The 13958-nt window shown below is 59.0% G+C and carries 13 protein-coding genes; 6 read left to right on the forward strand and 7 right to left on the reverse strand.

The genetic code is table 11. The annotated features are described in order from the left end of the window. Positions 1-223: 223 nt before the first annotated feature. Both QP995_RS08160 and QP995_RS08165 read right to left on the reverse strand, forming a co-directional pair. Positions 224-583: an FKBP-type peptidyl-prolyl cis-trans isomerase gene (locus tag QP995_RS08160; protein ID WP_005511805.1), complete on the reverse strand. Its 360-nt coding sequence runs from the start codon at positions 581-583 to the stop codon at positions 224-226. Between the two features lie 215 nt (positions 584-798). Further along, complete coding sequence (locus QP995_RS08165) at positions 799-2094, reverse strand: citrate synthase (protein ID WP_016423307.1); 1296 nt, start codon at positions 2092-2094, stop codon at positions 799-801. Between the two features lie 724 nt (positions 2095-2818). Here QP995_RS08165 and serC point away from each other — a divergent pair. The 3 genes from serC (at position 2819) to QP995_RS08180 (ending at position 6142) form a co-directional block, all read left to right on the forward strand. Then, the gene (gene serC / locus QP995_RS08170) at positions 2819-3955 is read left to right on the forward strand and encodes a phosphoserine transaminase (protein ID WP_070605449.1); all 1137 of its coding nucleotides are present in this window, start codon (positions 2819-2821) and stop codon (positions 3953-3955) included. Between the two features lie 141 nt (positions 3956-4096). Further along, positions 4097-5221: a septation protein SepH gene (gene sepH / locus QP995_RS08175; protein ID WP_083295721.1), complete on the forward strand. Its 1125-nt coding sequence runs from the start codon at positions 4097-4099 to the stop codon at positions 5219-5221. A 15-nt stretch (positions 5222-5236) separates the two neighbouring features. After that, positions 5237-6142 carry a DUF6928 family protein gene (locus QP995_RS08180; protein WP_069359663.1) on the forward strand — a complete coding sequence of 302 codons (906 nt, stop codon included), beginning with the start codon at positions 5237-5239 and terminating at the stop codon, positions 6140-6142. A gap of 3 nt (positions 6143-6145) precedes the next feature. Here QP995_RS08180 and QP995_RS08185 read toward each other — a convergent pair whose 3' ends face one another. From QP995_RS08185 to QP995_RS08195, 3 genes are all read right to left on the reverse strand, one after another. Continuing rightward, the gene (locus QP995_RS08185; RefSeq protein WP_070545908.1) at positions 6146-7018 is read right to left on the reverse strand and encodes a TrmH family RNA methyltransferase; all 873 of its coding nucleotides are present in this window, start codon (positions 7016-7018) and stop codon (positions 6146-6148) included. Between the two features lie 9 nt (positions 7019-7027). Next, the gene (locus tag QP995_RS08190) at positions 7028-8542 is read right to left on the reverse strand and encodes an NCS2 family permease (protein ID WP_016423312.1); all 1515 of its coding nucleotides are present in this window, start codon (positions 8540-8542) and stop codon (positions 7028-7030) included. 158 nt (positions 8543-8700) lie between these two features. Next, entirely contained in the window at positions 8701-9393 is a 693-nt protein-coding gene (locus QP995_RS08195) for a DUF3027 domain-containing protein (RefSeq protein WP_224433761.1), read from the reverse strand. Between the two features lie 23 nt (positions 9394-9416). Here QP995_RS08195 and QP995_RS08200 point away from each other — a divergent pair, with 23 nt between their 5' ends. Beyond that, a complete protein-coding gene (locus QP995_RS08200) occupies positions 9417-10577 on the forward strand; it encodes a glutaminyl-peptide cyclotransferase (RefSeq protein WP_284853099.1) in 1161 nt (386 codons plus the stop codon). Between the two features lie 122 nt (positions 10578-10699). Then, positions 10700-11194 (forward strand): DUF2771 family protein, encoded by a 495-nt coding sequence (locus QP995_RS08205; protein ID WP_016423315.1) that lies wholly within the window; start codon positions 10700-10702, stop codon positions 11192-11194. Between the two features lie 72 nt (positions 11195-11266). On the opposite strand, the gene QP995_RS08210 is transcribed toward QP995_RS08205, so the two are convergent. Next, the gene (locus tag QP995_RS08210) at positions 11267-11698 is read right to left on the reverse strand and encodes a cold-shock protein (protein ID WP_005511873.1); all 432 of its coding nucleotides are present in this window, start codon (positions 11696-11698) and stop codon (positions 11267-11269) included. Between the two features lie 870 nt (positions 11699-12568). Here QP995_RS08210 and QP995_RS08215 point away from each other — a divergent pair. Next, positions 12569-13189, forward strand: a complete 621-nt coding sequence (locus QP995_RS08215) for a transglycosylase family protein (RefSeq protein WP_016423316.1) — start codon at positions 12569-12571, stop codon at positions 13187-13189. A 208-nt stretch (positions 13190-13397) separates the two neighbouring features. Here QP995_RS08215 and QP995_RS08220 read toward each other — a convergent pair. After that, positions 13398-13958 (reverse strand): IS30 family transposase (locus QP995_RS08220; protein ID WP_284853100.1); only part of this gene is annotated, 561 nt, incomplete at its 5' end.

Consider the following 13958-nt stretch of genomic DNA (forward strand, 5'->3'; position numbering starts at 1 on the left):
GTCTGGGCCTGGTTTGGGGCTGGTGTGGGCCTTCAGCCCCCACCCCAACCTCAGAAAGCAAGAAAGTGACTGAGTTTATGACACTTTTGGGCAATTTTTCACGCCTGAAGTGTCATAAACGCAGTCACTTTCTTCGCCGGAAATCCTGCAAACCGCCGACGGAGGGATGGGCAGGAACCGCGAAGCGAAGCTCAGCCGACCAACAGAGCTAGCATGCGGACTTTTACTTAACGTCCAACAGGTCGATGACGAAGACCAGGGTCTTACCAGACAGGAAGTGTCCTGCACCAGCCGGGCCGTAAGCTTTCTCCGGCGGGCAAATCAGCTCGCGACGACCGCCGACCTTCATGCCCGGAATGCCTTCCTGCCAACCGGCAATCAGGCCGTTCAGCGGGAACTCGATGGACTGGCCACGGTTCCAGGAAGAGTCGAACTCTTCACCGGTTTCGTAGTCAACACCCACGTAGTGGACCTCGACACGAGCACCCGGGGTGGCCTCCTTGCCGTCACCGACAGTGAGGTCGTTGATGACGAGTTCCGTCGGAGCCGGACCGGACTTAGCAGTGAGTTCTGGCTTGGACAAGACAATCTCCTATCACAGTTGGCTTTTTCACAGTTGGTATTCAGCCCAACGTAAATGGACCCAACTTAAATGGGGTTTCTTAGAATTCTAGGAAAAATAAAAGGCGCGTACCAACCTTTCGAAGGCTAGTACGCGCCTTTTCGCGTTTTCAACGCTGGACTTTTCTATGCTGAGTTACCTGCGAGGAACCCCCTACGCAGTAATCGCTAGAAACCTTAGCGCTGGTCGCGCGGAACGAAGTCACGCTCGGTCTCGCCGGTGTAAATCTGGCGAGGGCGGTTGATCTTCGATGCCGGGTCAGTGACCTGCTCGTTGAACTGAGCGATCCAGCCCGGGAGGCGGCCGATGGCGAACAGGACGGTGAAGAAGTCCGTCGGGAAGCCCATGGCGCGGTAAATCAGACCGGTGTAGAAGTCAACGTTCGGGTAGAGCTTGCGGGAGACGAAGTAGTCATCAGCCAGTGCAATCTCTTCCAGCTTCATAGCCAGATCCAGCAGCTCGTCGCCGCCGAGGTGCTGGAGCACCTCGTGAGCGGTCTTCTTAGCGATAGCTGCACGCGGGTCGTAGGACTTGTAGACGCGGTGACCGAAGCCCATCAGGCGGACGCCCGGCTCCTTGTTCTTCACGCGGTTCATGAACTCGGTTGCGTCGCCACCGTGGTTCTGCTGGATGTCCTCGAGCATCTCCAGAACAGCCTGGTTAGCGCCACCGTGCAGCGGGCCAGACAGAGCGTTGATACCAGCAGCGATGGAGACGAACATGGAAGCGCCGGAGGAAGCGACCATGCGGACGGTGGAGGTGGAGCAGTTCTGCTCGTGGTCAGCGTGCAGGATGAGCAGCTTATCCAGAGCGTCAACCACTACCGGATCAACCTCGTAGTCAGCGGTCGGGTAACCGAACATCATGCGCAGGAAGTTCTCGCGAGCGTTCAGGTTGTTGTCCGGGTACATGTACGGCTCACCCTTGGATGCGCGGTAAGCGTATGCAGCCAGCATCGGGACCTTAGCCATCAGGCGAACCGCAGCCAGGTTGCGCTGCTCTTCGTTCAGCGGATCCAGCTCGTCCTGGTAGTAGGAAGCCAGAATGTTGACCGAGGAAGCCAGGGTCTGCATCGGGTGTGCGCCACGCGGGAAGATGCTGAATGCGCGACGGAAGTCCTCGTCCAGCAGGGTGTGGTGACGAATGTCGTGGTTGAACTGCGCAAGCTCTTCCTCAGACGGAAGGTGGCCGTGAATCAGCAGGTAGGAAACCTCGTTGAAGGTAGCCTTCTCAGCCAGCTGCTCAATCGGGTAACCGCGGTAGCGCAGGATGCCGTTACCGCCGTCGATGTAAGTGATCTTGGACTCGGTAGAACCGGTGGCGGTGTAGCCCGGGTCGAAGGTGGTCAGTCCAGTTTCCTGGAGCATCTTGCCCAGTGCGATACCGTCGTTACCCTCGGTTGCCTTGACGATGTCCATCTCGAACTCGCCGCCCGGGTAGTGGAGTACAGCCTTGCCGTCTTTAGTAGCCACAACTTCCCTTTCACAGAAAAATTCTTCTTAACGACTCCAGAGTGCGGGGGAAGCAGGCACAGCGGAAAACAGCATGCTGCCTCCCAACTCCACGCCACCCCTTCGGGGTCGCATTGTTTTCAATGATTCAATTATGCGCGACATTTGCGTTCCATTGCATCTTGCCCAGTGAAAAAAGTTTGCTTAGTTCACATCGACCGTGTCGTAACCATAAAGAGCCGACACCTGCAGTGGATTAGAACACACAATATCAAAGAGTGTGAGCAGTGCAACACCCTCTACCCCATTCGGGCAGCCTGGGCTTACCCAATCTTGACCCCTCTTTACCCCGAAATGCAAATGGAAAAACGGGTTTATTACGTTGTCACTGCTCATTTACTAATCAGGAGGCCAGGAGCACATTCAACAGCCAATGTCTTTAAAAGTTCAAAAGCCATCGAGCCGACGCCCGAAAACACATCGACTAAATCCACAATAATTCACCCCTCGCCGCCCGCCCGAGGCTCCACACCGCCAAGTTTTCAGCGCCAACAAAACTGGAAAAAATTCTTCGCAAACTTTGCAAATACGCCAATCCACCCTGTTTTGTTATGCAAAGTACGGAAGCGGGGGCAATTGAACCCCACCCTTTTGCTATAAGTACCCCCGATTACCGCTAGAGTTTGAAGACAACGGCTGTATATCAAGCTTCACTTTGAATGCACTTTGAAAGGTTGCGCCTCATATGAGCGATCAATTCCCAGTCCTCCCTGAAGAGTTCCAGCCCGGCGACGGCCGCTTTGGCTGCGGCCCGTCGAAGGTTCGCCCGGCGCAGATTCAGGCAATCGTTGACGGCGGTACCTCTATCATGGGTACCTCCCACCGTCAGCCGGCAGTGAAGAACGTTGTTGGTGAGGTTCGCGAGGGTCTGGCTGAGCTCTTCCAGCTTCCGGAAGGCTACGAGATTGTCCTGTCCCTCGGCGGCGCAACCGCTTTCTGGGATGCTGCCACCTTTGGGCTCATCGAGAAGAAGTCCGCTCACCTGACTTACGGTGAGTTCTCCTCCAAGTTTGCCAAGGCCTCCAAGATGGCTCCGTGGCTCGACGCTCCGCAGATCATCGAAGCAGAGCCGGGTTCCGCACCTGAGGTTGTCGCTGGCGAAGAGGGCGTTGACCTTATTGGTTGGGCTCACAACGAGACCTCCACCGGCACCATGGTTCCGGTCACCCGCCCGGCAGGCTCCGAGGGCCAGCTCGTGGCTATCGATGCCACCTCCGGTGCCGGCGGCCTCCCGGTCGACATGTCCCAGGCTGACGTCTACTACTTCTCCCCGCAGAAGTGCTTCGCTTCTGACGGCGGCATCTGGTTGGCTGCAATGTCCCCGGCTGCCATCGATCGTATTGAGAAGATCAATTCTTCCGACCGCTTCATCCCGGCTTACCTGAACCTGCAGACTGCCGTTGATAACTCCCGCAAGAACCAGACCTACAACACCCCGGCCGTCGGCACTTTGCTGATGCTGGCTGATCAGGTCAAGTGGATGAACGCCAACGGCGGCCTCGACGGCATGGTTGCCCGCACCACCGAGTCCTCCTCCCACCTCTACAACTGGGCTGAGAACCGCGCGGAGGCAACTCCGTTCGTCACCGATGCTGCAAAGCGCTCGCTGGTCGTCGGCACCATCGACTTCGAGGACAACATCGACGCCGCACAGATTGCCAAGGTTCTGCGCGCCAACGGCATCCTCGACATCGAGCCGTACCGCAAGCTGGGCCGCAACCAGCTGCGCATCGGTATGTTCCCGGCCATCGACCCGGAGGACATCCGTCGTCTGACTGGCGCTATCGACTGGGTTCTGGACAACGGCTACGCTGCAAAGTAACAGCCAAATACCGGCCTCAGCCGCATAACTCCCGCGCCACGCGCAAGGGCATTGCCCCATTTGTCCGTGACGCGGGAGTTTTGTCGTTTACCATGATTAGTGAGCATTACTTATAACGTCGACCAACAAGGAGGTTCTCGCATGAGGGAGCTGAAGCCCGTTCTGGACGGCGATGTGACCGATTCACTGATTCTCGTTCCCGCCGATATCACCGAGCAGGAACGGCAGGAGGGACTTCGCTTCACGCTGCCTCTCGACGAGAACCTGCGCACTTTCCTGGTCGAGCACTTCGAGCTCGCCGATGCCGCCGGTTCCCCTGCTGCAGCTGATTCCGCATCGCTTGCCGACGGATCCAGCGCCGCCACCGCCACTGCCAGCGGTAGCTCTGGGGAGAGTGCTACCGCAGAGAGGGGCTCCACCGACGGAAGTTCCACTAGTGGCAGCACAGCGGAAGCCACCACCGCAAGCGGCGACGCGGCCGAAGGCAGCGAGGCGGCCGGCAACTCCGCTACGGCAGGCGGGGCACCGAAGAAGACTCCAACGGCGCCGAAGCCTGTTCTGGAAGAGCCTCGCGTAGTTTTGTCGCCGCGCGAAATTCAGGACCGCATTCGCAGCGGTCAGACGGTGGAGGAGCTCATTGAGTACAGCGGCATGCAGCCGCGCAAGATTGAGTCCTTCGCCTACCCGGTGCTTGCAGAGCGCGCACGTATTGCGGAGCTCGGCAAGCAGTCGAAGCCACGTCGCATTGATGGCCCGGCCAAGTTGTCCCTGTGGGAGATTCTCGCCACCGCTTTTGCCGCTCGTGGCCAGGAACTCGCCGATGCCTCGTGGGATGCCTACCGCGACCCGAGTGGACAGTGGATTGTGACGGTTACTTGGAATGTCGGCCACACCACCAACGTAGCTGAGTGGAGTTACCAGGCGGAGGGACTTTCCGCACTCACCATTGCTCGCAATGAGCTGGCAGCAGAGCTGATTGACCCCGACTTTGCCCGCCGCAACCGAGACTTGGCTCCGCAGGCCAATCGAGCTGCTGATACCGCGGATACCTCTGAGATGCCAGCCGCATGGCAGTCTTCGGCGGAGCCGCAGCGAGGCCACGGGGAGCAGGATGTTCCGTCGCAAAGCGACGTCGACGACGATGTTGACGAGGCGGAGTTCTTGCAGCACCCGGACGCGGAGCAGCCGAAGCGCAAGAAGAAGACTGTCATGCCGTCGTGGGAGGATGTGCTACTCGGCGTACGTCCGAACGGCCCGAAGAAGTAGGAGTTTCCCTCGACAATGAGCTCCATGACCAGTGGCAACGCTTCTGATTTCGAATTCTCCGCGATTCGCCGCGGTGTAGTCACGATTTGGTTTATCAGCACCAATGACCCTGCTGCGACCCTGGAGACAGGTGTTCAGCATGACCGCGGTTTCGGGCGTCGTTTCCTAGCTCTCTATGACTCGACGTTGCCGGTAACACCGATTGGTGATTTCCCGCTCAACCGCTCGGCGGAAACCGGTGACGGTGAATACTACATCGGTGGATTTGAGGGCGTTGCCGTACTGCAGACGGTTCTCGATGATGTCTCGCAGCTGTCCAAGCTGTCGCCTCGTCTGCGCCAGGAGATTGCCGCCACGGACGTCTACGCGAGTGTGTCGAATAAATCCACGGGCTTCGGTGCCTTTGCGCATTGGCACGATGGTGAGCTCAAGCGTGCTTTCTCCGCTACTCGCTACCGCACACTGGAAGACATCGGTCTTCCCTGCCCCGCAGAGGGCAGCTTCTGGGCGGGCAAGCACCGCCCGCTGCCCGATGCTTTCGAAGGTACGGGTTCACGTCCACGCGAGGGGGTCGGTTTGCCGTTCGTTCCGGCAGAGCTTGCCGACGCCGTCATCACCGACTGGCTCGGATTCGACCCGCATTCGCCCGCTACCGATATCCCTGTTAGTGGTTTTGCGGTGGATGGCCGTCGTGCGGCTCCCGGGGCTTCGTATTCGACGTCTCGTAGTCCACGCGGGCTAATGGGTGAGCCGGGTTCGTCCGAGTCTGGCGCAGAGCTTGACCGCGCCTACGACGACTACGAAGTTCACAACGCAGAGCCGAACCGAGACTTTCTGGAGGAGCTCAGTCGCTTTGGGGCTAAGGCCAAGAACTTCGCTGGCCGCACCTGGCAGCGGGCGCGAGGCAAGTTCGGGAAATAGTTTCTACCGCCCTGCGCGCTGCGACTGAACGCGCAGTCGCTCGTAGAACGCGATCGCCGCGGAGGTAGCCACATTCAGGCTGTCAGTTCCCGGTGACATGGGAATGCGAGCACGCACATCGGTGGCTGCCATCGCGTGCTCGGTAAGCCCCTGCCCCTCAGCGCCAACGAGAATCGCGACCTTGTCCGTGTCCATGGCATCCCACAGGTCCACCGTGCCCGCAGGGGTCATCGACACCACGCGGAAGCCCTGCTCTTTGAGCTGGTCCAGGCTTCGCTGCCAGGTGGTCGTAGTACCGGGCAGAGTCGCAAATGGGACTGTCAGCACATGCCCCATGGAAACGCGCACGCTGCGGCGATACAGCGGATCGGCGCAGGCCGCGCCGAAGACGACCCCATCCACGCCCATGCCCGCCGCGTTACGGAACAGGGCTCCGATGTTCTCGTGGTCACCGACTCCCTCCATCACGGCCAAGGTGGTGGCTCCGCTCAGAACTTGGTCCACCGATAGCTCCGGCGCGCGGTCAGCGGTGGCCAGAAGGCCGCGGTGAAGATCAAATCCGGCCGCTGCGGCCAGAACCTCGCGGTCGAGTTCAAACCAGGGCACCGTTTCCGCAATAGCGGCCTCGCTCGCGGTCAGTCCGTCGGCAAGCGATGCGAGCTTCTGGCGAGTACCAAAGACTGCGCGGAGCGGAAAGCGTGAGCGCACTAACCGCGGCACAATGAGCGTGCCTTCGGCGATGACCAGCCCCTTCCCACCGGGCAAATCGGGGCGGGAATCGGACTTGTTGAGGTTGCGGATGTCATCGAGACGGCTGTCGGCGGGATCGTCGACGACGATGGGCGCAAAGCGTTCGAGGGATGTGGTGGTACTCATGGAAACTCTTTAGCCGCCCAGCAGAGCGGTGAACGGATCGGCGGCGAAGTAGATGATGAACAGGCCGGAGACAATCCACATCAGCGGATGTACGGACTTGGCACGACCCGAGAAGATAGCCATCGCAGCAAAGGTGATGAAACCGATGCCGATACCATTTGCAATCGAGTAGGTAAACGGCATGGTGACAATAGTCAAAAATGCCGGCAGTGCGATGTCGAAACGGGTGAAATCAATCTCGGTAATCTGCCCGATCATCATGGCACCGACGATGACCAGCACTGGCGCGGCAGCCTCGATGGGCACGATTTCATAGAGCGGGGTGAAAAACATCGCTGCCAGAAAGAGGATGCCGGTGACAATGTTGGCAAGGCCAGTGCGTGCACCATCGGCGATGCCCGCTGCGGAGTCCACAAAGACGGTGTTCGACGAGGAGCTGACTGCACCACCGACAATGGCACCGGTGCCTTCGACAACCAGTGCGCGCTTCATGTCCGGCAGCACACCGTCTTCATCGACAAGTGCGGCCTGCTTGCCCAGACCAGTCATCGTGCCCATGGCATCGAAGAAGTTCGCCAGGACCAAGGTAAACAGCAGCATGGTGGCGCTGAGGGCACCGACGCGGGCAAAGGATCCGAAAAGATCCACAGCTCCAACGAGGGACAAGTCCGGCATGCCGCCTACGCGGTCCGGCAGAGTCGGTACCGCGAGATTCCAACCGGTCGGCACTGGCTTGCCATCAGCGAAGGAGGGGCCCGCATCCGTCAAGGCCTCGACTGCGAGCGCAATGATGGTATTCAGCACGATGCCGATGAACAGGCCACCTGGAATATTGCGGACAACCATGATGCCGCAGATAATCAGCCCGAGGACGAACACGGCGGTCGGCCACGAGGCAATCTGACCATTGATGCCGAGCTGCACCGGGACAGTCGTGTCAGCGGCATCGGGAATACGGCGAACCAGGCCACCGTCGACCAGACCAATCATGGCAATGAATAGGCCGATACCCACACTCATCGCGGCCTTCATATCGGACGGAATCGCGTGGAAGACAGCTGTGCGGAATCCGGTCAGCGCCAGCAGCACGATAATCACCCCGTCCAGCACGACCAGGCCCATCGCTTCTTCCCAGGCCAGCCCCTCGTTAGCAACGAATGTCACGGCAACCAGGGTGTTGATGCCCAGGCCCGTCGCAATGCCGAAGGGGTACTTGGCAAAGAGACCAAAAGTAATGGTCATGACACCCGCGGCGAGCGCGGTGACAGCAGCGACCTGTGGTATCCCCAGGCTATTGCCGTTGACATCCTCGATATTGCCGAGGATCAGCGGGTTGAGCAGAATGATGTAGGCCATCGCGAAGAAGGTCACTACGCCACCGCGAATCTCGGTCACGGTCGTCGAACCGCGCTCCGTGATGTGAAAATAGCGGTCCACTGCCGAAAGATGGCTCCCCTTCCGTGCAGGCTTGGAGTCCTTCGCCTCATCTGAGGATGTTGCAGAGGTGGACGTACCTTTGTCCATTTTTTATGCCTCTCTAGAGTCTCTTTACTATCCGTGTCACGTGTTTATCCGTGTCAGAGCGGAATTTTTGTGCCGAAAACCGTAACGGTGCAGTCTCTGGGGCCACGGTGGCGTCGAAACTGCACCTTCTTCGTCATCGCGTTTGCCTAGGTGGAAAGCTACAGGTGGGAATCCTGGTAGGGTTCCGCCACCGGTGCACCCTGCCCCGTTACTTCCGGGATAGCTGAGTGAGCACCGCAGCCGTGGTCAAAGCTTACGGCCGTGGCATCGAATGTCCATTCGTTAACGCACACGCCCCAGTTCTTACCGAGCGGCCCGGTCAGCGGGACCATAAAGGCGCAGGTTCGGCAACGGTGCAATGCTTCCCGAGCAAAGTCACTCTCGGGGCCGGTATCGCCCTCTTCCCAACGCTGCTCGGTGTCTTCCACACCACGCGCCGACAAGGTGCGGGTCTGCAAGTCATCGCCGTCGAGTCGCTCATCTCCCACTGCAGCCGGCAACAAATCGCGTGGACCGAGGTCACCGGGGCGCAGCCGCTCCTCGTAGGGCACCCATTCAGGCGCCTGCAGCGCGGTTTCGCCAGGGACAAGAGCCACTTCACTGACCGTCGCCTGTTGAGTGCCCGGCGCGCACGCGACCACCACATGCCACTCCCAGCCCCTGTATCCGGGCAGGTCAGCCGCAAAACGATGCACCGCAACGCCCTCGCCTACGACACTTACACCGGTGTGCGCGCCGGCAGGCCCCTCCCCGAGCTCTTCAATCGCGGTACGGGCAGTGTCGACCGCCTGGTGATTCATCACCTTCCCCCGTCGGCGGCTGTTTCGGGAACGTCGTCGATTTTCAGTCACGTTTCCTATCCTAGAGTGAAGCTATGGACAGATTCCCGTCGGGCGATGCAAAACTCGCCCGCCCTTTCCACTCATCACGCTTTACGACGGTCCGAGCTGCCATCCTCTCCGTGGCAACTGCCGCCCTATTGGCCGGCTGTGCGGCTGAAACTGGTTCAGGTGGCGATCCCTCAGGCGAGGCCCCTTCTAGTGGAGCTAGTGCGGACTCGAACTCCGGCACCGCCCCAAGGTCGACTTCGGCATCGGTTAATCCCTCCGAGCTGGTCGGTGCCGATAAGGTGCCGGGGCTCGGTGACGTTCCGACACTGAAACTGGCCATCGAGCAGTCCTATCCTGTCTTGGCTCCACCACTTCCCACGGAGAAGAATGTCGCTGCGCCTTTTGTCCAGGGCCTTGAGTTCGAACCCGATGGTTCTTTGTTGATGGGCACCGGCCTCTACGGTGAGTCCCAGATTTACCGATTACCGCAGTGGCTCGACAACTCTGCAGCCGAGCCGACCAACGTGGAAGATTTACAGCCTGAACTCTTCGGCGAGGGGATTACCCGTCATGGAGATACCGTGTGGCAGCTGACGTGGAAGGAAGGACGCGCCATTGAACGCGACGCGGCTACTCTCAAGCAGCGTCGCGAGGTTCCCTTCGACACCGAGGGCTGGGGCGCGTGCTCCTTCGATGACACCATCGTGACCTCCGACGGCAGTGGCACCCTCACTTTCCGCGCCCCCGATGACCTCTCTTCCCAGCGTCAACTGCCCGTCACTGCAGCAGGTACAGAGACAACGTGGCTCAACGAACTTGAGTGCGTCACTGTCAACGGCGACGCAGCTCTGGACGAAGTGCCGGACGAAGCACCAGCGGACACGAGCGATTCAAACAACCAGAGCAACGCGGACGGACCAAACTCCCCGCAATCGCACCGCGAGATTTGGGCCAACGTCTGGCAGAGTCCATTCATCTACCGCATCAACCCGGAAGACGGAAAGGTCACAGGCATCGTCGATGCCACCGAACTCTTCCGCGACTTGTACGCGCAGCTCTCCCCAGCAGAGCAAAACAGTATTGATGTGCTCAACGGCATTGCTCTAATGCCGGATTCTTCCTCTACCTCCCCCAATGGCCCCCGCCAGTTCCTGCTCACAGGGAAGAAATGGCCCACGGCCTACCGTGTTACCGTGAGTGAATAGCAGTATCTGGCCCGAAAACGGCTAGTGTGACTGAACGTAGCTTCAATTCCGTTACGAATGTCGGGAAGTGAGAGTTGATGGGATCGAGTAGGCGCCGCTGGCAACAGAATAGTAAGGCGTTCATGGTTGTCGGCGCTATTGTCGTGGTGGGTCTTGTCGTCACCGGCATTGTCCTTGCTGTCAATAAGTGGACCAACCAGGCAATCGACGACCCGCACGCGCTGTCCATCGAGGTCATTCAGGACGGCGAAACCACAGAGGTTCTTCCCTACCGTGTCTGCGACCTCTTTGAGAAGAATGCCTGCACCACGACTGAGGCCAACGCCGCCAAGATTTCTCTGGGCGAGCAGGAGACAGCTGAGGTTAACGTCGGCTCCACTGTTGGCTCTAACTCTTGGACTCTGCAGCGCTTCTTCTCCGACGATGCGGTCAACTCCACCTCTCGCAAGGATCCGGGCGAAGCCACGACCGAGACCATCGCTGGCTCCGCCGCTGTTGCCGGCAAGCGCACTCCCCTCGGGGTCGTGGAGGTTTCCACCGCGCTCATCGGAAAGAACTCCGAGGGCGAAGAGACCACCTACGGAATTACTTGGTCGATCGTCAACGAACCGTCGTAAAGCACAGCAAAACGCCCGCTCACTGAGGTTATCCACCTTCGTGAGCGGGCGTTTTTCACATCTTCTACCGACTTACGAGTCCAGCTCGCGCGCGACCGCACGCAGGACTTCAGCCATCTGGTGGCCGTCCTTACGCTCCGGGTAACGCCCGGCGCGCAGGTCACGCTGCACCGTCGACTCCAGCATGGAAATCATGTCCGAAATCATGCCGTTGAGATCGCTGGGGCTGTGCTTCTTTGCTTGACGACGGGCTCCTGCGCCCCCACCTGCCCCGCCACGGCGGTGACGGGCACCGCGCGGTCCCTCGTCGAGCACCTTGATCCGGAGGGCCTGCGGGCCTGGGCGGCCGTCAGCGTAGTCGTACTCCAGGCGCTGACCAGTTACGAGTTCTTCCACGCCTTTCGGCAGCACGTTCTTGCCGATGTAGACATCTTCACCGTCCGGATTCGAAACGAAGCCAAAACCGCGATCCTTGTCGTACCACCTGACCTTACCGATGGGCACTTTCCACCTAACCTTCCCGTGCCCTGTGACTGGGGGCACTCAACCTCGTTCCCCTTGTGCAGCGGTGACTGCCCTTCGGGGTCTTCGGATCGGAGATGCAATTCTTCCGCATTTGCCACCGTCCTCGCACGCACAAATGGCCAGAGTTAGAGGCTCGCTCGGGGCGAGCTTGGCCAGACAGGACCGCGAGGATATGCCAGGCCGGGTGCTGTCTTAATGGTGTTCCTTTAATTAAGGTGCGACCAAAACAGGACGCACTCCAACCGGGAACACATTATTTATTACTGCTTACTAGTGCGAAGTGGCGGCAGCGGTAGCGGCGTGCATGTGCACGTCACCTCCGATTACCTAAAGAACTCAATTATACCCATAGATGGGGACATAAAGGGAAGACGGATCTGTGTGAAGCGAGCACTCTCGCGGATTGACGCACCGAGACGGCAACTAACTGCCAGCGTTGGTTCTTTATGGCTATCTCTTATGGCCATCCTTCTCAGTGCATGCGGCGCGCCAAAACCGGAAAAATAACAAGACGATAACGTGAGCTTTATCACATTTTGAAGTTTTAACTTACACAACACCAATAACAGTCACGTCTCTTACCTGCAGCTTCACCTACTTTTATGCATATTTCCCACCTGCGCTCAAAATTAAGAATCCGGCGATTCGCGTGACTATTTCGTTATCAACCGCTACGGTGTGCAATCGACGCGTTTAACGGACGAAGTCGCATAGATCGCCTTCATCTCACTCCAGTGCGATGACATCGGCCCGTTATCAATAACGTGAAGAACTTTCCATAAGAGTGAGATGGGGTTGCATTAGCCCCACTGGCGCCACAAAGAAAATCGACGAAAAGGAAATTTTCATATGGCTCGCCACGCAGCTAAGACCAACACCTTCGCTTCCACTTCGGCAAAGGTTGCACTGACCGGCGCAATCCTCGGTGCCGGTGCCGCTATCTTCGCACCGACCGCTTCTGCAGCTCCGGACTCCGACTGGGACCGCCTGGCACAGTGTGAGTCCGGTGGCAACTGGCACATCAACACCGGAAACGGCTACTACGGCGGCCTGCAGTTCTCCGCAAGCACCTGGAACGCTTTCGGTGGTAACGAGTTCGCTTCGACCGCTGATCAGGCTTCCCGCGAGCAGCAGATTTACGTTGCTGAGAAGGTCCTGGCTCAGCAGGGTTGGGGCGCATGGCCGGCTTGCTCCGCAAGCCTGGGTCTCTCCTCCGGCCCGACCGATCGTCCGCACCCGAGCCAGGGCTCCGCTCCTGTTCGCGCACAGGCCGCTCCGGCAGCTGCTGCTTCCGACTCCAAGACTGACCTGGTTCAGCAGTTCGCTGACCGCCTGTCCAACGTCGACAGCCTGTCCGACGCTCAGGCACTCATCGCTGAGTTCCGTGCACTGACCGGCGAGGTTGAGCTCCCGCAGGAACTGGTCGCAGCCATTCCGTTCGACCTGTCGAAGCTGCAGGGTCTGATTTAAGACTTTCGAGCTAGCCAGCTCATCACAGTAGCCCCGAGGGTAATCCCCCTCGGGGCTACTTTTTGCCTTCCGCAGGTTGGCGGTGCCGACCCAATGTGAATTAGTGCCTGCGTGAGTTACTGCTTGCGTTTATGGCTGGCGACGGCGTGCCAACGCGAGTTAGTGACTGCGTTTATGACAAAAATCGCCCGAAAAACGGCTGGTAGGGTCAGGCGGTCATTGCATCATGGATAACACCAGAGATTACCTCCCGAGGAGTTAACCCGTCGAGCACTACCCGCGGCCGGTTATTCAGCAATGCTTCCGCCTCGGCGACCTCTTGGTCGGTGACATCGGTAAAGTTGGTGCCTTTGGGGAAATAAAACCGGATATCCCGATTCATCCGCTCATTGCTACCTCGCTGCCACGGCGAATGCGGATCGGCGAAAAACACCTGGATATTCTCCGCGACGGAAAACTCCGTGTGTTTGGCAAACTCCACCCCCTGATCCCAGGTCAACGTCGAAATCGTGGTGTCCATCGACTCTTTGAGCCGACGAATCATCCGTACCATCACCTCATTGACACTGGCGGCAGTATGGTCAGTGCCGAGTCTGCCGAGCAGCACAAACCTGCTGCGGCGTTCCACCAACGTCGCTAAAGCACTGGTGCCATCTGCGCCAATAATCAAATCGCCTTCCCAATGACCGGGTACCGCACGATCATTGGCTTCGGCTGGGCGAAGTGAAATATTGGCATCATGAGTCCAGCGTTTTCCACGTGGCTTGGG

It is taken from the genome of Corynebacterium sp. MSK032 (genome assembly GCF_030232065.1).
GTDB classification, from domain to species: domain Bacteria; phylum Actinomycetota; class Actinomycetes; order Mycobacteriales; family Mycobacteriaceae; genus Corynebacterium; species Corynebacterium jeikeium_D.

What these genes read in the sequence shown, in the direction of transcription:
- serC (WP_070605449.1), top strand. Translation starts at nt 2,819, where the DNA reads ATGAGCGATCAATTCCCAGTCCTCCCTGAAGAGTTCCAGCCCGGCGAC.
- sepH (WP_083295721.1), top strand. Translation starts at nt 4,097, where the DNA reads ATGAGGGAGCTGAAGCCCGTTCTGGACGGCGATGTGACCGATTCACTG.
- QP995_RS08180 (WP_069359663.1), top strand. Translation starts at nt 5,237, where the DNA reads ATGAGCTCCATGACCAGTGGCAACGCTTCTGATTTCGAATTCTCCGCG.
- QP995_RS08185 (WP_070545908.1), bottom strand. Translation starts at nt 7,018, where the DNA reads ATGAGTACCACCACATCCCTCGAACGCTTTGCGCCCATCGTCGTCGAC.
- QP995_RS08190 (WP_016423312.1), bottom strand. Translation starts at nt 8,542, where the DNA reads ATGGACAAAGGTACGTCCACCTCTGCAACATCCTCAGATGAGGCGAAG.
- QP995_RS08200 (WP_284853099.1), top strand. Translation starts at nt 9,417, where the DNA reads ATGGACAGATTCCCGTCGGGCGATGCAAAACTCGCCCGCCCTTTCCAC.
- QP995_RS08205 (WP_016423315.1), top strand. Translation starts at nt 10,700, where the DNA reads ATGGTTGTCGGCGCTATTGTCGTGGTGGGTCTTGTCGTCACCGGCATT.
- QP995_RS08215 (WP_016423316.1), top strand. Translation starts at nt 12,569, where the DNA reads ATGGCTCGCCACGCAGCTAAGACCAACACCTTCGCTTCCACTTCGGCA.